General features: G+C 67.5%; 16 protein-coding genes and 1 pseudogene. 5 read left to right on the top strand and 12 right to left on the bottom strand.

The window, feature by feature from the left end; all coding sequences use genetic code 11:
• Window positions 1–38 precede the first annotated feature (38 nt).
• Entirely contained in the window at window positions 39–536 is a 498-nt protein-coding gene (locus tag ACTJLF_RS07195; protein WP_126184362.1) for an Lrp/AsnC family transcriptional regulator, read from the top strand.
• Here ACTJLF_RS07195 and ACTJLF_RS07190 read toward each other — a convergent pair.
• The 7 genes from ACTJLF_RS07190 to scpA all read right to left on the bottom strand — a co-directional run bounded on the left by ACTJLF_RS07190 (window position 526) and on the right by scpA (window position 9,496).
• Window positions 526–1,017, bottom strand: a complete 492-nt coding sequence (locus ACTJLF_RS07190) for a VOC family protein (protein WP_019653173.1) — start codon at window positions 1,015–1,017, stop codon at window positions 526–528. The genes ACTJLF_RS07195 and ACTJLF_RS07190 overlap by 11 nt on opposite strands.
• Window positions 1,014–2,042: a biotin synthase BioB gene (bioB, locus tag ACTJLF_RS07185; protein WP_132750751.1), complete on the bottom strand. Its 1,029-nt coding sequence runs from the start codon at window positions 2,040–2,042 to the stop codon at window positions 1,014–1,016. The genes ACTJLF_RS07190 and bioB overlap by 4 nt, the downstream gene beginning before the upstream one ends.
• Window positions 2,042–4,090 carry an acetyl-CoA carboxylase biotin carboxylase subunit gene (accC, locus tag ACTJLF_RS07180; protein ID WP_019653175.1) on the bottom strand — a complete coding sequence of 683 codons (2,049 nt, stop codon included), beginning with the start codon at window positions 4,088–4,090 and terminating at the stop codon, window positions 2,042–2,044. Before accC ends, bioB begins: the two co-directional genes overlap by 1 nt.
• A 124-nt stretch (window positions 4,091–4,214) precedes the next feature.
• Window positions 4,215–5,759: an acyl-CoA carboxylase subunit beta gene (locus tag ACTJLF_RS07175; RefSeq protein ID WP_019653176.1), complete on the bottom strand. Its 1,545-nt coding sequence runs from the start codon at window positions 5,757–5,759 to the stop codon at window positions 4,215–4,217.
• A 43-nt stretch (window positions 5,760–5,802) separates the two neighbouring features.
• Window positions 5,803–6,801, bottom strand: coding sequence for a methylmalonyl Co-A mutase-associated GTPase MeaB (meaB, locus tag ACTJLF_RS07170; RefSeq protein ID WP_440882839.1), 999 nt, complete (start codon window positions 6,799–6,801; stop codon window positions 5,803–5,805).
• A 47-nt stretch (window positions 6,802–6,848) separates the two neighbouring features.
• Window positions 6,849–7,322, bottom strand: coding sequence for a GNAT family N-acetyltransferase (locus ACTJLF_RS07165; protein WP_019653178.1), 474 nt, complete (start codon window positions 7,320–7,322; stop codon window positions 6,849–6,851).
• A gap of 11 nt (window positions 7,323–7,333) precedes the next feature.
• On the bottom strand, window positions 7,334–9,496 hold the full coding sequence (gene scpA, locus ACTJLF_RS07160; RefSeq protein ID WP_440882754.1) for a methylmalonyl-CoA mutase: 2,163 nt from the start codon (window positions 9,494–9,496) through the stop codon (window positions 7,334–7,336).
• A 128-nt stretch (window positions 9,497–9,624) separates the two neighbouring features.
• Between scpA and ACTJLF_RS07155 the strand changes: the two genes are divergently transcribed.
• Window positions 9,625–10,266 (top strand): GntR family transcriptional regulator, encoded by a 642-nt coding sequence (locus ACTJLF_RS07155; protein ID WP_019653180.1) that lies wholly within the window; start codon window positions 9,625–9,627, stop codon window positions 10,264–10,266.
• A 163-nt stretch (window positions 10,267–10,429) separates the two neighbouring features.
• Here ACTJLF_RS07155 and ACTJLF_RS07150 read toward each other — a convergent pair whose 3' ends face one another.
• The 4 genes and pseudogenes from ACTJLF_RS07150 to ACTJLF_RS07135 form a co-directional block, all read right to left on the bottom strand.
• The gene (locus ACTJLF_RS07150) at window positions 10,430–11,215 is read right to left on the bottom strand and encodes an IclR family transcriptional regulator (protein WP_019653181.1); all 786 of its coding nucleotides are present in this window, start codon (window positions 11,213–11,215) and stop codon (window positions 10,430–10,432) included.
• A gap of 166 nt (window positions 11,216–11,381) precedes the next feature.
• Window positions 11,382–12,410 (bottom strand): annotated as a pseudogene (gene dusA, locus ACTJLF_RS07145) (tRNA dihydrouridine(20/20a) synthase DusA); the annotation flags it as partial.
• Between the two features lie 21 nt (window positions 12,411–12,431).
• Window positions 12,432–13,259, bottom strand: a complete 828-nt coding sequence (locus ACTJLF_RS07140) for an AraC family transcriptional regulator (RefSeq protein ID WP_440882753.1) — start codon at window positions 13,257–13,259, stop codon at window positions 12,432–12,434.
• A 31-nt stretch (window positions 13,260–13,290) separates the two neighbouring features.
• On the bottom strand, window positions 13,291–14,076 hold the full coding sequence (locus ACTJLF_RS07135; protein WP_440882752.1) for an acetoacetate decarboxylase family protein: 786 nt from the start codon (window positions 14,074–14,076) through the stop codon (window positions 13,291–13,293).
• 227 nt (window positions 14,077–14,303) lie between these two features.
• Between ACTJLF_RS07135 and ACTJLF_RS07130 the strand changes: the two genes are divergently transcribed.
• Window positions 14,304–14,687 carry a response regulator gene (locus ACTJLF_RS07130; protein ID WP_020722972.1) on the top strand — a complete coding sequence of 128 codons (384 nt, stop codon included), beginning with the start codon at window positions 14,304–14,306 and terminating at the stop codon, window positions 14,685–14,687.
• A gap of 40 nt (window positions 14,688–14,727) precedes the next feature.
• On the opposite strand, the gene ACTJLF_RS07125 is transcribed toward ACTJLF_RS07130, so the two are convergent.
• Complete coding sequence (locus ACTJLF_RS07125; RefSeq protein ID WP_019653203.1) at window positions 14,728–15,663, bottom strand: GntR family transcriptional regulator; 936 nt, start codon at window positions 15,661–15,663, stop codon at window positions 14,728–14,730.
• A gap of 172 nt (window positions 15,664–15,835) precedes the next feature.
• On the opposite strand from ACTJLF_RS07125, the gene ACTJLF_RS07120 reads away from it, so the two are divergent.
• Both ACTJLF_RS07120 and ACTJLF_RS07115 read left to right on the top strand, forming a co-directional pair.
• The gene (locus ACTJLF_RS07120) at window positions 15,836–17,191 is read left to right on the top strand and encodes an aspartate aminotransferase family protein (RefSeq protein WP_440882751.1); all 1,356 of its coding nucleotides are present in this window, start codon (window positions 15,836–15,838) and stop codon (window positions 17,189–17,191) included.
• 19 nt (window positions 17,192–17,210) lie between these two features.
• Window positions 17,211–18,308, top strand: coding sequence for a C45 family autoproteolytic acyltransferase/hydolase (locus ACTJLF_RS07115; protein WP_019653205.1), 1,098 nt, complete (start codon window positions 17,211–17,213; stop codon window positions 18,306–18,308).
• Window positions 18,309–18,346: the final 38 nt, after the last annotated feature.

The raw sequence follows: 18,346 nt of genomic DNA, 5'->3' as shown, positions 1-18,346 counted from the left end.
GTTCTGCGCTCTTCCCACCGTCGATTTGAAGGAGTTGCATGGACTTCGCCTTGAACCCCGCCCTGGACGCCCACGACACCCGCATCCTGGCCGAACTGCAGGCCGACGCGCGCCTGACCATGGCCGAACTGGGCCGTCGCGTGCACCTGAGCCAGCCGGCCGTGACCGAGCGCGTGAAGAAGCTGGAGGCCGCCGGCGTCATCAGCGGCTACCGCGCCACCGTCAACCTCGGCAAGCTGGGCTACGGCATCCGCGCCATCATCCGCGTCGGCCGTGCCGACTACGACCTGGTCGTGAAGCTCGTGCAGGAGACGCCCGAATGCGTCAATGCCTACAACGTGACCGGCGAGGACAGCTGGATCCTCGAGATCGCGGTGATCGACGTGAGCCACCTCGACGCGGTGGTCACCAAGTTCTGCATACTGACCGAGACAGCGACCTCGATCATCCTGAACCCGGCGCGCGAGCACCAGCCGATGCTGCCGCCGCGCAGTTCGGACGTGAAGCCGCCCATCAGGAAGATCGTCAACGCGTAGCGGCCAGCGCGCCGAAGGCCGCCACCACCTCGGGCGGCGCCTGCACCATCTCGATGAGCACGCCCTCGCCCGCGATCGGGAACTCGTCGTTCGCCTTCGGGTGCAGGAAGCAGATGTCGAAGCCCGCCGCACCTTTCCGGATGCCGCCCGGCGCGAAGCGCACTCCCTGGGCAGTGAGCCATTCGACAGCCCTGGGCAGGTCGTCGATCCACAGGCCGACATGGTTCAGCGGCGTCGTGTGGACGGCGGGTTTCTTCTCGGGGTCCAGCGGCTGCATCAGGTCGACCTCGACCTTGAACGGGCCCGCGCCCATCGCGCAGATGTCCTCGTCGACGTTCTCGCGCTCGCTCTTGAAGGTACCAGTGACCTCGAGCCCCAGCATGTCGACCCACAGCTTCTGCAGCCGCAGCTTGTCGGGCCCGCCAATGGCGATCTGCTGGATGCCCAGCACCTTGAAGGGACGCTCGGTGACGGCGGTCATGCTGCGCACCCTTCCGCCTGCTCCTGCACCTGGCGCGCATTCAGGCCGAGCTTGCGCAGCAGCACCGTGTCGGCCTCGACGTCGGGGTTGCCGGTGACGAGCAGCTTGTCGCCGTAGAAGATCGAATTGGCACCCGCCATGAAGCACAGCGCCTGCACCGCATCGCCCATCTGCTGGCGGCCGGCGGACAGACGCACGCGCGCGGTCGGCATCGTGATGCGCGCGACGGCGATCATGCGCACGAAGTCGAAGGGATCGACCGGCTCCGAGTCGGCCAGCGGCGTGCCGGGCACGCGCACCAGGCTGTTGATGGGGACCGATTCCGGGTACGGATTCAGGTTGGCCAGCTGCGCGATCAGCCCTGCGCGGTGCACCGGCTGCTCGCCCATGCCGACGATGCCGCCGCAGCACACGCTGATGCCGGCGCTGCGCACGTTGGCCAGCGTGTCGAGACGGTCCTGGTAGGTGCGCGTGTCGACCACGTCGGTGTAGTACTCGGGCGCGGTGTCGAGGTTGTGGTTGTAGTAGTCGAGGCCGGCGGCCTTGAGCTGGTGTGCGTGGTGCGGCTCCAGCATGCCCAGCGTGGCGCAGGTCTGCATGCCGAGGCCTTTGACGGCCTCGACGAGCACGGCGACTTTCTCGACGTCGCGGTCCTTCGGTGCGCGCCATGCGGCGCCCATGCAGAAGCGCGTGGCACCGGCGTCCTTGGCCGCCTGCGCGGCGCGGACCACCTCTTCGACCTCCATGAGCTTCTGCGCCTTCACGCCGGTGTCGAACTCGGCCGACTGCGGGCAGTAGCCGCAGTTCTCGGGGCAGCCGCCGGTCTTCACCGACAGCAGCGTGGCCAGCTCGATGTCGCCTTCGGGGAAATGCTGGCGGTGCACGGTCTGGGCCTCGAACAGCAATTCCATCAGCGGCTTGTCGAGCAGCGCCTGGATCGCCTCGACGGACCACGGACCTTGCGGCGTCGCGATCTTCGCGGGCCGGTGGAGCGTGACTGCTTGTTGGAAGTCGTTGGCACCCATCAGTTGAACTCCAGAATGATCTGATCGACGGCGAGCGATTCGCCCTTGTTCGCCGAAATCTTGCCCACCACGCCGTCCTGCGCAGCGAAGAGCACGTTCTCCATCTTCATGGCTTCGATGACGGCCAGCTTCTCGCCGGCGCGCACCTGCTGCCCCGGCTGCACCGACACCTCCACCAGCAGCCCCGGCATCGGCGACATCAGGAACTTGCTGAGGTCCGGCGGCGCCTTGTACGGCATGAGCTCGAGCAGCCGCGCGCCCAGCGGCGACAGCACCATCGCCTCGATCTGCGTGCCGTCGTGCGACACGCGCAGCGCCAGCGGGCTCTTGCCCGCGCCGCGCTCCACCTGCGCCGTGAAGGGCTTGTCGTTGGCGATGCCCTGCACGCGGATCGCACCCAGGGTGGAGTTGCTGTCGATCTTGTAGGTCTTGCCGTCCACGGTCACCGAGCTCGCGCCGGTCTTGCCGTGGAAGTCGGTCACCGAGACCGGGTGATGCACGTGCTTGCCTTCGGGCCCCAGCTCGACCACCACGAACTGCTCGCCCACCTTCACGCCGTGCCCTTCGAGCTGCCCGCTGATGCCCGACGCCCGCGCGCGGTAGCGGCGATGCACGTAGGCCGCCAGCGCGACCAGGAACGAGGGGTCGGCGTGCGGCACGTCCTCGGCGTGGAAGCCCTTGCCGTAGTGCTCGGCGATGAAGCCGGTGTTGAAGTCGCCCGAGACGAACTTCGGATGCGCCAGCAGTGCCGCCTGGAACGGGATGTTGCTGCTGATGCCGCGGATCACGAAGCCGTTGAGCGCCTCGCGCATGCGGGCGATCGCATGCTGGCGGTCCTTTCCGTGCACGATGAGCTTGGCGATCATCGAGTCGTAGTACATCGGAATCTCGCCGCCCTCGTACACGCCGGTGTCCACGCGCACGCCGTTCAGGTGCTGCGTGTCGCTCGCGAACATGGTCTCGCCCGGCGGCTGGAACTTCACCAGCCGGCCGGTGGAAGGCAGGAAATTGCGGAACGGGTCCTCGGCGTTGATGCGGCACTCGATGGCCCAGCCCTCGCGCTTCACCTGCTCCTGCGTCAGCGGCAGCTTCTCGCCGGCGGCCACGCGGATCATCAATTCGACCAGGTCGAGGCCGGTGATGCACTCCGTCACCGGGTGCTCCACCTGCAGGCGGGTGTTCATCTCGAGGAAGTAGAAGCTCTGGTCCTTGCCGACCACGAACTCCACCGTGCCCGCGCTCTGGTACTTCACCGCCTTGGCCAGCGCCACGGCCTGCTCGCCCATCGCCTTGCGCGTGGCGTCGCTGATGAAGGGCGACGGCGCCTCCTCGATCACCTTCTGGTGGCGGCGCTGGATGGAGCACTCGCGCTCGTTCAGGTAGATGACATTGCCATGCGAGTCGCCCAGCACCTGGATCTCGATGTGGCGCGGCTCCTCGACGAACTTCTCGATGAACACGCGGTCGTCGCCGAAGCTGTTGCGCGCCTCGTTGCGGCAGGATGTGAAGCCCTCGAAGGCCTCCTTGTCGTTGAAGGCCACGCGCAGGCCCTTGCCGCCGCCGCCGGCCGAGGCCTTGATCATCACCGGGTAGCCGATGTCCTTGGCGATCTCGACCGCACGCTCCGCCGTCTCGATGGCGTCGTTCCAGCCCGGAATGGTGTTGACCTTGGCCTCGTTCGCGAGCTTCTTGGAGGCGATCTTGTCGCCCATGGCCGCGATCGAGTAGTGCTTGGGCCCGATGAAGGCGATGCCCTCTTCCTCGACCTGCCGCGCGAAGGCTTCGTTCTCCGACAGGAAGCCATAGCCCGGGTGCACGGCCTCGGCGCCGGTCTTCTTGCAGGCCGCGATGATGCGATCGGCCTGCAGGTAGCTCTCGCGGCTGGGCGCGGCGCCGATGTGCACGGCCTCGTCGGCGAGCTCGACGTGGCGGGCCTCCTTGTCGGCGTCGGAATAGACGGCGACTGTGAGGATGCCCATCTTCTTGGCCGTCTGAATCACACGGCAGGCGATCTCACCGCGGTTGGCAATCAGGATTTTCTTGAACATGCTATTTACGTCCAATGTCTTTCAAGGGAACACCGCGGAACCGGCTTTGCCGGGCCGCCGGTGTCGCCCCCGGTAGGGGGTTGGCGAAGCGACACGAAGTGCGCGAAGACTGGGGGCGAGCCATTTAGAGCGGAATGTTCCCGTGCTTGCGCCACGGGTTCTCGAGCTTCTTCTCGCGCAGCATCACCAGCGAGCGGCAGATGCGCTTGCGCGTCTCGTGCGGGAGGATCACGTCGTCGATGTAGCCGCGCGCGCCCGCCACGTAGGGGTTGGCGAAGCGGGCCTTGTACTCGGCCTCGCGGGCGGCGAGCTTCTCGGGGTCGTTCTTGTCCTCGCGGAAGATGATCTCCACCGCGCCCTTGGCGCCCATCACCGCGATCTCGGCGCGCGGCCAGGCCAGGTTGACGTCGCCGCGCAGGTGCTTGGAGGCCATCACGTCATAAGCGCCGCCGTAGGCCTTGCGGGTGATGACGGTGATCTTCGGCACCGTGCATTCCGCGTACGCGTAGAGCAGCTTGGCGCCGTGCTTGATGATGCCGCCGTACTCCTGGCCGGTGCCGGGCATGAAGCCGGGCACGTCGACGAAGGTGACGACCGGGATGTTGAAGGCATCGCAGAAGCGCACGAAGCGCGCGGCCTTGATGCTGCTCTTGATGTCGAGGCAGCCCGCCAGCACCAGCGGCTGGTTGGCGACGATGCCGATGGTCTGGCCTTCCATACGGGCGAAGCCGATCACGATGTTCTTCGCGTAGTCGGGCTGCAGCTCGAAGAAGTCGCCGTCGTCCACCACCTTCAGGATCAGCTCCTTGATGTCGTAGGGCTTGTTCGGGTTGTCGGGTACGAGCGTGTCGAGCGAGTAGTCGAGCCGGTCGGCCGGGTCGCCCAGGCCGTTGTTGCCCAGGCGTACCGGCGGCTTCTCGCGGTTGTTCAAAGGCAGGTAGTTGTAGAGGCGGCGCAGCATCATCAGCGCCTCCACGTCGTTCTCGAAGGCCATGTCGGCCACGCCGCTGCGCGTGGTGTGGGTGATGGCGCCACCGAGCTCCTCGGCGGTCACGCTTTCGTGCGTGACGGTCTTCACCACCTCGGGGCCTGTGACGAACATGTAGCTGGAGTCCTTCACCATGAAGATGAAGTCGGTCATGGCGGGCGAGTACACGGCACCGCCGGCGCAGGGGCCCATGATCATGCTGATCTGCGGCACCACGCCCGAGGCCATCACGTTGCGCTGGAACACGTCGGCATAGCCGCCGAGCGAGGCCACGCCTTCCTGGATGCGCGCGCCGCCCGAGTCGTTCAGGCCGATGACCGGTGCGCCGACCTTCATGGCCTGGTCCATCACCTTGCAGATCTTCTCGGCATGCGCCTCGCTGAGCGCACCGCCGAAGACGGTGAAGTCCTGGCTGAACACGAACACCAGGCGGCCGTTGATCATGCCGTAGCCGGTGACCACGCCGTCGCCAGGCACCTTCTGCTCGGCCATGCCGAAATCGACCGAGCGGTGCTCGACGAACATGTCCCACTCTTCGAAGGTGTTGTCGTCGAGCAGCAGCTCGATGCGCTCGCGCGCCGTGAGCTTGCCCTTGGCGTGCTGCGCGTCGATGCGCTTCTGCCCGCCGCCGAGACGCGCCTGGGCACGGCGCTTTTCGAGTTGTTCGATCAGTTCTTGCATGGTGTGCTTTCGAAGCTGTGGTCCTGGATTGCGTGTCTTTTCTTCATGGTCCGGCCGCGACGGCGGCCGCGGCGAGCAGGTTGCGCGCGGCCGTGGAGGCCGGCAACGTTCCCTGCGCCACCTGCTGCGTGAGTTGCGGCAGCAACTCGCGCACCTGGGGGTGATGCCTGAATGCCTGCTTGAGGCCGGCGTCGATGCGCTCCCACATCCACGCGGTGGCCTGCTTCTCGCGGCGCTTCGCGAGGCGGCCGTTGGCGGTCTGCAGTTGCCTGAACTGCGTGACGGCGTCCCAGAAGGCGTCGACGCCGGTGTTGGCCAGCGTGCTGAGCTGCAGCACCTTGGGCAGCCAGAAGCGCACTTCGACGCCGCTGTGCGCGTCATGCACGGCATGCGCGTGCTCGGGGTTGCCCTGGTGGCCGAAGAGCCGAAGCGCCGAAGTGATCTGCGCCTGCGCGCGGGTGGCGGCGTCCTTGTCGATGTCGGCCTTGTTGATGACGACGAGGTCGGCCAGCTCCATCACGCCCTTCTTGATGGCCTGAAGGTCGTCGCCCGCGTTGGGCAGCTGCATGAGCACGAACATGTCGGTCATGCCGGCCACCGCGGTTTCGCTCTGGCCCACGCCGACGGTCTCGACGATCACGATGTCGTAGCCGGCGGCCTCGCACACCAGCATGGCTTCGCGCGTCTTCTCGGCCACGCCGCCCAGTGTGCCGCTCGACGGGCTGGGCCGGATGTAGGCGCGCTCGTGCACCGACAGGCGTTCCATGCGCGTCTTGTCGCCGAGGATGGAGCCACCCGACACGGTCGACGACGGATCGATGGTGAGCACCGCCACGCGATGCCCCTTGCCGATCAGCAGCAGGCCCAGCGTCTCGATGAAGGTCGACTTGCCGACGCCCGGCACGCCCGAGATGCCGAGGCGGAACGAATTGCCGGTGCGCGGCAGCAGCGCCGTGAGCAGCTCGTCGGCCTGCGCGCGGTGGTCGCCGCGCGTCGATTCGAGCAGCGTGATGGCCTTGGCGATGGCGCGCCGCTGCGGCATGCCTTCGGTGCCGGCGATCGCGTTCTCGAGGGACTTTGCCTTGTCGCTCAGCACGCAGCCTCCGACGCCACGCGCCAGCGGTAATGCAGGTCGACGCCCTCGCCGCCTTCGAGCACGAAGCCGTGGCGCAGGTAGAAGCGGTTGGCGTCGCTCTTGACGAGCGCGGTGAGCTTGATGTCCAGCCGCTGCTCGCGCGCCTGCGACTTGGCCCATTCGAGCACCCATTCGCCGATGCCCAGGCCCTGGAAGCCGGTGCGCAGGTAGAGATGGTCGAGGCGCAGCGCGTCGCTGTCCTCGGGTTTGAGCGTGACGAAGCCGATGCGCTGGTCGCCATCGAGCACGATGTGGTGCATGTACGGAACGACGAAGCCCGCGCTCAGGCGCTCGCGCGAGCGCGCCACGTCGAAGCGGCCGACGCGCTCCAGGCTCGGGCGCATCGCGTCGATGCGCAGGGCCAGCATGGCCTCGAAATCGCTTGAATCCACCGGCTGCAGCGACAGCCGCGACAAGAGATCGCTCACGACGGCGCGCCTCAGGCCGTGACCGCCGCGCGAATCTGCTCCAGCACGTCCTTGGCGCTGGCGGGAATGGGCGTGCCCGGACCGTAGATGCCCTTGACGCCGGCGTCGTAGAGGAACTCGTAGTCCTGCCGCGGAATGACGCCGCCGACGAACACGATGATGTCGTCCGCGCCCTGCTTGCGCAGCTCGTCGATGATGGCGGGCACCAGCGTCTTGTGGCCGGCCGCGAGCGTGCTCACGCCGACGGCGTGCACGTCGTTCTCGATGGCCTGGCGCGCGCATTCTTCCGGCGTCTGGAAGAGCGGGCCCATGTCCACGTCGAAGCCCAGGTCGGCGAAGGCCGTGGCCACCACCTTGGCGCCACGGTCGTGGCCGTCCTGGCCGAGCTTGGAGATCATGACGCGCGGGCGGCGGCCCTGCTCCTCGGCGAAGGCGTTGATCTCTGTCTTGAGCGTTTCCCAGCCCTCGGCGGAGTCGTAGGCGGCGGCATACACGCCGGTGACCTTCTGCGTGTCGGCGCGGTGGCGGCCGAACGATTTTTCGAGCGCATCGGAGATCTCGCCCACCGTGGCGCGCAGGCGCACCGCATCGATGCTCAGCGCCAGCAGGTTGCCGGTATTGTTCTCGGCGGCCTCGGTAAGCGCGTCGAGCGCAGCCTGCACCTTGGCGCCGTCGCGCGAGGCGCGGATCTTCTGCAGGCGCGCGACCTGCTGCTCGCGCACCTTCACGTTGTCGATGGAGAGGATCTCCACCGGGTCTTCATTCTTGAGCTTGTACTTGTTGACGCCGACGATCACGTCCTTGCCCGAGTCGATGCGCGCCTGCTTCTCCGCGGCGGCAGCCTCGATCTTGAGCTTGGCCCAGCCGCTGTCGACCGCCTTGGTCATGCCGCCCATTGCCTCGACTTCCTCGATGATGGCCCAGGCCGCGTCGGCCATGTCCTGCGTGAGCTTCTCCATCATGTAGCTGCCGGCCCAGGGGTCGATCACGTTGGTGATGTGGGTCTCTTCCTGGATGATGAGCTGCGTGTTGCGCGCGATGCGGGCGCTGAACTCGGTGGGCAGCGCGATGGCTTCGTCGAGGGCGTTGGTGTGCAGGCTCTGCGTACCGCCGAACACCGCTGCCATCGCCTCGATGGTGGTGCGCACCACGTTGTTGTACGGGTCCTGCTCGGTGAGGCTCCAGCCCGAGGTCTGGCAGTGGGTGCGCAGCATCAGGCTCTTGGGGTTCTTGGGCTCGAACTCCTTCATGATGCGGCACCACAAGAGGCGCGCCGCGCGCATCTTGGCGACTTCGAGATAGAAGTTCATGCCGATGGCCCAGAAGAAGCTCAGGCGGCCGGCGAAGCCGTCGACGTCGAGGCCCTTGGCCAGCGCGGTCTTCACGTATTCCTTGCCGTCGGCCAGAGTGAAGGCGAGTTCGAGCGCCTGATTGGCGCCGGCTTCCTGCATGTGGTAGCCGCTGATCGAGATCGAGTTGAACTTGGGCATCTTCTGCGCCGTGTACTCGATGATGTCTCCGATGATCCGCATGCTCGGTGCGGGCGGGAAGATGTAGGTGTTGCGGACCATGAACTCCTTGAGGATGTCGTTCTGGATGGTTCCGCTGAGCTGGTCCTGCGCCACGCCCTGCTCCTCCGCCGCGACCACATAGCCCGCGAGCACCGGCAGCACGGCGCCGTTCATCGTCATGGACACGCTCACCTTGTCGAGCGGGATCTGGTCGAACAGGATCTTCATGTCCTCGACCGAGTCGATCGCCACGCCTGCCTTGCCGACGTCGCCGGTCACGCGCGGGTGGTCGCTGTCGTAGCCCCGGTGAGTGGCGAGGTCGAAGGCCACGCTCACGCCCTGCCCGCCTGCGGCCAGCGCCTTGCGGTAGAAGGCGTTCGACTCCTCCGCTGTGGAGAAACCGGCGTACTGGCGGATGGTCCAGGGGCGCACCGAGTACATGGTGGCCTGCGGGCCGCGCAGGTAGGGCTCGAAACCGGGAAGCGTGTCGGTGTACTTGAGGCCCTGCAGGTCGGCGGCGGTGTACAGCGGCTTGACCTTGATGCCGTCTGGCGTGATCCAGTTCAGCGCGCTCAGGTCGCCGCCGGGTGCGGACTTGGCTGCGGCCTTGGCCCAGGCTTCGAGATCGGCTTGCTTGTAGGAGGGTTCGGGTTTGCTGCTCATGAAGGGGCCGTTCGCAGTGTCTTGCAGGGTGTTCGCAAATTCGCCTGCAGGGATCTGCAAGCCGGCCGCGAGTCTAACCGATCCATAATTATTAATTCAAACGCCATTTTTGAAGTACAGTCCGGCCCATGTCCGCCGTCACCCTCACCCCCCGCGCCCTCTACGAAGAGGTCGCTGAACTGCTGCGCCAGCGGATCTTTCGCCGCGAGCTGGAGCCCGGCAGCTGGATCGACGAACTCAAGCTGGCCGAGGAATACGGCATCAGCCGCACCCCGCTGCGCGAGGCGCTGAAGGTGCTGGCCGCCGAAGGCCTGGTGACGATGAAGGTACGCCGCGGCGCCTACGTGACCGAGGTGTCGGAACAGGACCTGGCCGACGTCTACCACCTGCTCTCGCTGCTGGAGAGCGACGCCGCCGGCGTGGTGGCCGAGCGCGCCACCGACGCCCAGCGCGCCGAACTGAAGGCGCTGCACGCCGAGCTGGAGGCCGCGGCCTCGCCCGAGGACAGGGAACATTTCTTCGCCGTGAACGAGCGCTTCCACATGCGCCTGCTGGCCATCGCCAACAACAAGTGGCGCGACCAGATGGTGGCCGACCTGCGCAAGGTGATGAAGCTCAACCGGCACAACTCGCTGCTGAAGGCGGGCCGCATCGGCGAATCGCTGGCCGAGCACCGCTCCGTGATGGCCGCTATCGAGGCGCGCGACGCGCAAGCGGCCATGGCGCGCATGCGCGAACACTTCAAGAACGGGCTGGAAGCGGCGAACTAGGCCCACCCCCAAGGCTTCGCGCACTTCGTGTCGCCAGCCCCCTCACGGGGGCGATACCGGCGGCCCGGCAGAGCCGGTTCCGCGGTATCCCGCGAATTTGGGGGTCGCTTCGCTTCCCCTCTCTTCATGATTCGAAACAAGTCCGCTGGGCTCGCGGATCGGGTCAATCTATGTTGAGCGTGCCGGTTTCGTTGGCCAGGTGCTGGGCGGTTTCGAGCAGGAGCGGGGCGATGCGGGTCACCATGGTGTCCTTGGGCAGCAGGTAGGCGGGGCCGCCGCAGCTGACCGAATAACGTTCGCCGCGCGGGCCTTCCAGTGCGAAGCCGATGGCGTGGATGTGGGGATTCCATTCGCCGAAGGAGCCGCAGTAGCCGAGGCGGGCGTACTCGTCCAGGCCAGCCATCAGGCTCGACTCGATGGCCTCCCAGTTCTCTCCGCTCTCGACGCGGATCTGCGCCAGCAGCTCGGCCTGCTCGGCCGGGGGCAGCGCCGCCAGATAGGCGCGGCCGCCAGCCGAGGTGGCGATAGTCATGCGCGTGCCCACCTCGATGCGGGAGCTGATGACCACGGAGCGCGGCCGCAGCGAATCGATGACGAGCATGTCGAGCTCGTCGCGCACGCCGAGGTGCACGCTCACGCCCGCCGCCTCCGAAAGCGCCGCCAGATGCGGTCGCGCCACGGTACGCAGGTCGAAATGGCGAAGGTAGCGGCTGCTCATGTCGAGCAGCGCAGGACCGAGGCTGAAGCGCTCGCTGTCCTGTGACTGTCGCAAATACCCCGCACTCACCAGGGTTGCGGTGAGTCTCGACACCGTGGCCTTGGGGATGCCCGTGGTGTCTGCCAGTTCGCGATTGCCTATCGGTGCCGAGGCCATGCCGATGACTCTCAGGAGAGCCAGTCCTCTGGCGAGCGCACTTACTTCTTCTTTGCCGCCAATCGCGTCACTCATGTATCCAAACCTTTTTTATGTCCCTGACGTCCTCATTTTTCAGCAAAAAACGGTTGACGCGCTACTTATCGTGAAGTAGCGTTTTTCGGAACATCGTTTCAGGAAAGGCTTGGCGACCGATCGCGGCCCTGGCGCCGGATCGCAAGAGGCGCGCGGCGCGCCCGATTCAGGCTGCGTGCGCGGCGGCAGGCTCGCGCGCGAGCGCCATCACTTCGTGCGCGGGCAGCGTCTTGAGCCGGTGGTCGCTCCAGACCTGCCGCCAGCGGCGTGCGCCCGGCAGGCCGTTGCGCAAACCCAGCATGTGGCGGGCGATCGGCCACCAGTGGGTGCCGTGCTCGGCCGCCTCGCGGGCCATGTAGTCGCACATCTGCGACTCGACCTCTTCGCGCGTCAGCGTCTGCTCGCCGGCGCCGAAGAACTCGGCGTCCCATTCGGCGAGCCACCAGGGGTTGTGGTACGCCTCGCGCCCCACCATCACGCCATCGAGCAGCCGCAGATGCTCATGCACCTGCGCGTTGACCGTGATGCCGCCGTTGATGGCGATGTGCAGGTCCGGAAACTCGTGCTTCAGCCGGTGCACCAGCTCGTAGCGCAGCGGCGGGATCTCGCGGTTCTGCTTCGGGCTCAGCCCCTGCAGCCAGGCGTTGCGCGCATGCACGATGAAAGTGTTGCAGCCGGCTTCGCTGACCTTGCCGACGAAGTCGCGCACGAACTCGTAGCTCTCGATCTTGTCGATGCCGATGCGGTGCTTGACCGTCACCGGGATGCCGACCACGTCGACCATCGCCTTCACGCAATCGGCCACCAGCTGCGGCTCGTTCATCAGACAGGCCCCGAAGGCGCCGCGCTGCACCCGCTCGCTGGGGCAGCCGCAGTTGAGATTGATCTCGTCGTAGCCCCACTCCTCGCCGAGCTTCGCGCAGTGCGCCAGGTCGGCCGGCTCGCTGCCGCCCAACTGCAGTGCAACAGGATGCTCCTCGGTGTTGAAGCGCAGGTGGCGCGGCACGTCGCCGTGCATCAGCGCGCCGGTCGTGACCATCTCGGTGTAGAGCAGCGCGTGGCGTGACAGCAGGCGATGGAGGTAGCGACAGTGCCTGTCGGTCCAGTCCATCATGGGGGCAACGGAGACGACCTTCTCTTCCAAAACGCGGGATTCCTGTGGTTGGCGGCGGGGCCCTGACCTCGATCGGGCCGGGCTGGCAAGCCCGCTAGTTTCTCACGCGCCCCTTTCCACCCGCTCCCGCCCGGCCATGTAGTTGCCCGGCGTGACGCCGAAGCAGCGGCGGAACCAGCGCGAGAAGTGTGCCTGGTCGGTGAAGCCGCACTGCGCCGCCACATCCGCTGCCGCGTGGCCGTCGCGCAGCAGCGCCTTGGCCCGGCCGATGCGCGCCAGACGCGCGTAGTGGGCCGGCGTCATGCCGACGGCCGTGCGGAACAGGCGATGGAAATGCTCGCGCGAAACGCCGACCCGCCTGGCGAGCGCGCCCGGATCGATGCGGCATGCGTCTTCGGTCGCCAACGCCTCGCAGACGGCCTCCACCCGCGCATCGCCCGCACGGCGTTCGACCGCCACCAGCTCTCCGCCGGCCTGCGCTCGAAGGATCTCTTCCAGGAGCCGGCCGGTTTGCGCGCCGTCCTGCGCCTGTGCCGCAGCGGCCAATGCGCCAGCCATCGCCGCGTCGCGCCACACCCCCCGGTGCAGCCCACCCCGCTGCCCGGGCGGCCAACCGAGGCGCGCGCTCGCCCAGGCATGCGGCACATACAGCATCACCATGCGGAAGCCCTGCGCGCTCACGCCGGCCGTATGCAGCATGAATGGCGCCATCAGCACGATGTCGCCCGCCCGCGCCACCTGTCGCTCGCCGGCGAAGGTGAATTCGCAGCGGCCTTCGAGGATGGCGCCCACGCTCCACTCTGCATGCCAGTGCAGCTCGAAGCGTGCCTTGGGGTCGGCCGTGAACATCGCCTCGACCTGGATTCCGTCCGCCATAGTCAGGCCGGTCACGCGCGAGGCGGCAGGAGGGCTTGCGGGCAGCGCGGTCATCCCGCGAAGGTTAACGCCATCGACAACCTGGTCACGCAGCGAATGCGCCCCGCACCGTGAGGCCCATCCAACCCGCGCTGGCGTCGGTGGCCTGCACGGGGCCGAGCAGCGCCAGCTCTTCCACGGGGTGGTCGTGGAACTGCAACGTCGCGCGGCCGCCGGTCCAACCCGGCTCCACGCGATCGATGATGTCGGCGCGCAGATAACGCGGTACCGCCGCGATACCCGGCTGCGTCAGGTCGGGCCAGCCGATGGCGCCCACTGTCGGAGCGGAAAGAAAACCCAGCCGCCCGGTCTGCTCGCCCGACAGCGTGACCGAGGCATCCACCAGCCGGCGCTCCTTCACGCTGAGACTGGCGCCGAGCCTGCTTCCAGCCGCGATGGGCGCGGCCGCCGGATGGATCAGCGGCATGCTGCGCGTGAGCCAGGTCTGCCCGATCTTCTTGGGCCAGCCCTGGAGCCAGCCGCGCAGCAGCGAGATGTCCTGGTCGACATAGATCAGCGGGCAATAGAAGCGCGTGTCGCCGGCTGGCTTCGGCTCGATCTCCAACACGACGATGGTCTCGCGGTACTGCGCGTACACCGGGTCGAGCAGTTCGCGGCCGTCGTCGCCACAGGACTGCCAATCGGCGAAATGCACGCACCCCTTGCCGGTGGCCACGCCGAGTTCGGCCGGCACCAGCGCAGCGCCTCGCTCGGCATCGAATTCGAAGGCCACGTTGACGAGCCAGCCCGCGTAGTGCCAGGGCGGCGCCTGCACCAGCGCGCTGCGGCCGGAGGATGTGAAAGGAGGCGTAAAAGATTGCGGCGTGGCCATATGTACTCTGCGGGCGAGGTCGTTGTTGATGAAGACCTCCCCACGATATGGCCGCGCATGCCGACGCGTCTTGTACGCTGGTGATCCGCCAGCGCAGGGTTCTACGGCAGATGAAGGCGTTGTCCGACTCGATGCGCCGCAGCCGCAGGGACAATGCCCGCATCGGTCCGAGACAAACCGACGACAAGCGAAACCAGCACAGAACGAGAAGCCCTGACTGCGAACAAATGACCCGCATCTATCTGATAGAAGACAACCCCCTGATCGCCACCACACTGTCCGATGGCCTGCAGGAATTCGCCGATTGCGACGTGATCGGCACCGCTTCCACTTCGGGTGGCGCGATCGACTGGCTCAAGAACAACCCCCAGGAATGGGATGCGGCGGTCATCGACATCTTCCTGGCCGAGGGCAACGGCCTCACCGTGGCGCAGTACCTGCAGGAACACAAATCGCCGACGCAGCGCACCGTGGTACTGATGAACCACGCCACCTCCGAGGTGCGCGAGGGCGCCCTCTCGGCAGGCGTGGACGCGGTGTTCGACAAGTCGCTGGAGCTCGAGGCCTTCTACGACTTCTGCAAGAAGCTGAACATCTCGCCAAGGCGCTGAGCGCCGCGATAGGCGATACGACACGACGCAACGCGCCGCTTCAGTCCCCCAGCACGCCCGTCACCCGCTGTTCGACCAGGTCGCTGGCGCGGCTGAGGTGCCTGCGCATGTGTTGAGCCGCGGCCTCCTGGTCGCCGCGCTCCACCGCATCCAGAATTTCCAGGTGCTCGTGGCAGGACTTGTGAAGCAGGTCGATGTTCACGAGCGGGTAGTCCGAGAGGTCGGACATGCGCCGCAGCCGGTTCTGCTGCTGCACCGCATCGAGAAAGAAGCGGTTGCCCGATGCGCTGGCCAGCAGTTCGTGGAACTGGGCGTTGGCCTCGAAGAAATCCATCCATGAATAACGCGACGCCTGCGCGAGCAGCCCCTGCTGGCGCTCGCGGCAGGCGCGCAGCCGCTGAATGTCGACCCGGAAACCCGGCTCGCGCAGCCCGGCGCATTCGACGGTCAGGCGAAACCGGTAGCTCTCGCGCTCGCTCTCGACCGAATCCAGCGTCTCGGTGAACTCCCAGCGCTGGTAGTGGCGCCCGCGCAGCACGCCGTCTTGCAGCAGCGTGGTGAGCACGGTGCGCAGCAGCGGACGCGGCACGGCATAGGCCTGCGCCAGTTCCAGTTCGTTGACGCGCGTCGGCAGCTTGCCGCTGAGGCGGTCGCGCAGCAGGCGGTAATAGAGCGTCTTCTCCTCGTCCTCGGGCATCTCGCGCCGGGCGCGTGCCAGTGCGTGTCGATCGCCGAGCAGGGTGTAGCCGCGGTTCGGCGTGTGTGCGAGCAGCGCCCGTTCGTGCAGGAAGCGCAGCGCCGCGCGCACCGGGGTGCGGGAAATGCCGAGCCGGCCGGCGAGCTCGGATTCGGTGAGGTGATGCCCGCTCTCGTAGCCGCCGGCCAGCGCCTGGTCGAGCACATAGCGGCTCACCCGCTGGACCAGCGGAGCGATCGTGGGCGATGCGGTGGGTCGGTCGTCCGTCTGGGATGCCATCCAGGGTCTCCGGAATCGCGGGTGGAAGTTCAGGGGCCGATCATCACCCGGCTTTTGTATTTTTGCCCTGAAAAAACCATGTACAACCCGCGCCAAAAATACAATCCGAGTTTCAAGATCGGCCCCACGACGACCCAGGAGCCGGGTCGCTTTCCCAACGGAGAAACATCTCGTGGCCCTTGCCGACACCCTCGCCTCCCCCGCGTCGCTCGACGCGTTCTGGATGCCCTTCACCCCCAACCGCAAGTTCAAGCAGTCGCCGCGCCTCATCGTCGGCGGCGAAGGCCTGCACTACGACCTGGCCGACGGCCGCCGCGTGCTCGACGCGATCGCCGGCCTGTGGTGCGTGAACGCCGGGCACCGCCACCCGCGCATCAGCGCAGCGATGAAGGCGCAGATCGACGTGCTCGACTACGCCTCCAACTTCCAGATCGGCCACCCGGGCGCCTTCGTGCTTGCGCAACGCCTGGCGGAGATGGCGCCGGCCGGCATGAACCACGTGTTCTTCACCAATTCAGGCTCCGAGTCGGTCGACACCGCGCTGAAGATCGCGCTGGCCTACCACCGCGCGCGGGGCGACGCCGCCCGCTACCGCCTCATCGGCCGCGAGCGCGCCTATCACGGCGTGGGCTTCGGCGGCATCTCGGTGGGCGGCATCGGGCGCCAGCGCAGCACCTTCGGCCCGCTGCTCAACGGCGTGGACCATCTGCCGCACACGCTCGACCTGGCGCGCAACGCCTTCTCGCGCGGAGAGCCGGCGCACGGCATCGAGAAGGCCGACGCGCTGGAGGCACTGCTCGCGCTGCACGACGCCTCGACCGTCGCGGCCGTGATCGTCGAACCTGTCGCCGGCTCCACCGGCGTGCTGCCGCCGCCGCGCGGCTACCTCAAGCGCCTGCGCGAGATCTGCGACAAGCACGGCATCCTGCTGATCTTCGATGAGGTCATCACCGGCTTTGGCCGCCTGGGTACCAGCTTCGCGGCCGACCTGTTCGGCGTGACGCCCGACCTCATCACCACCGCCAAGGGCCTGACCAACGGCGCGGTGCCCATGGGTGCGGTACTGTTGCGCGACGAAGTGCACGACGCCTTCATGCAGGGCAGCGTGAGCGGCATCGAGCTTTCGCATGGCTACACCTACTCGGGCCATCCGCTGGCCTGCGCCGCGGCGATGGCCACGCTCGACGCCTACACGCAGGACGGCCTGATCGCCCAGGCGGCCGCCACGGCGCCCTACTTCGAGGAATGCCTGCACGCCCTGCGCGGCCTGCCGGGCGTGATCGACGTGCGCAACGTCGGCCTGCTGGCCGGCATCGAGCTGCAGCCCTGGACCGAGGGTGCAGGCACCCACGCGCAGGCAGTCGCCCAGCACTGCCTGGACAAGGGCGGCGTGCTGGTGCGCTCGGTGGGCGACACCATCGCGCTGTCGCCGCCCTTCACGCTCGAGCGCCAGCATGTCGACCAGATCGTAGACAGCCTGCGCGCCGCCATCGCGCAAACCGCCCGGCCCACCGACGCCGCTGCCTGAACACACACGAAAGCACCAGATGGACATCGAATCGTTCCCCCTCTACGACATCGAAGGCGACGCCCGCCAGTGCGGCCAGCAGTACGGCCGCGCGGCCGGCGACCGCATCGACCTGAGCCTGCGCACCTACCGCGCCGCCTTCGAGCGCGTCGGACTCAGCTGGGAGCGCACCCGCGCGCTGGCGCGCCGCTTCATGCCGGTGGTCGAGGCCTTCGACGCGGGCATGCTGCGCGAGATCGAAGGCGTGGCCGAAGGCGCAGGCGTGCCGCCGGAGGACATCGTGGCGCTGAACGCGCGCAGCGAGATGCTGTACGCCTTCCAGCAGCTCGAAGCCACCGAGCCGCCCGACGGCTGCACCGGCGTGGTGGTGATGCCTTCGGCCTCGCGCGAGGGCCGGCTCATCCACGCGCAGAACTGGGACTGGCGCGTGGAGAGCCTGGAGCTGGGCATCGTGCTGCGCATCCAGCCCGCCAAGGGACCGTCGATGCTGACCTTCGCCGAAGCGGGCACGCTCGCGCGCGCCGGCCTCAACAGCGCGGGCATCGCCGTCACCGGCAACTTCATCAAGGCCGACAGCGACGGCAGGCAGCAGGGCGTGCCGCTGGCACTGATCCGCCGCGGCATCCTGCAGTCGGAGCTCTATGCCAACGCGCTGGGCGTGGTGTGCCGCACCGCACGTTCCATCTCCAACAACATGATCGTCACGCACGCCGAGGGCGAGGCCGTGAGCCTGGAGACCTGCCCCGAGCAGGTGTTCTGGCAGCAGCCCGAGGGCGGCATCCTGGTGCATGCCAACCACTTCAAGACGCCGGCCGCCCTCGCGCGCGTGGTGGACCGCAGCCTGGAAACCACGCCCGACTCGCTCTACCGCGACCGCCGCGTGACCGAGGCGCTGCACAACCGGCGCGCCGCGGGCCCGCTGGGCGAGCAGGACGTGATCGACGCGCTGCAGGACCGCTTCGGCGCACCGCGTGCCGTGTGCCGCAGCCCGAGCGCGGGGCCTGGCGGCGCCTCGTCGGCCACCGTGGCGACCATCGTCATGGACCCGGCGGCACGGAAGATGCGCATCGCCCCGGCGCCCTTCAAGGCCCATCGCTTCACCGAATATTCCCTCTGACCCCGAACGCCCTACCGCTGCCGAGCCCGCCCACGCCA

It is taken from the genome of Variovorax sp. 22077 (genome assembly GCF_052044195.1).
In the GTDB taxonomy this organism is placed as follows: Bacteria; Pseudomonadota; Gammaproteobacteria; order Burkholderiales; family Burkholderiaceae_C; genus Variovorax; species Variovorax atrisoli.
This window is presented reverse-complemented; position numbering and strand designations above follow the sequence as displayed.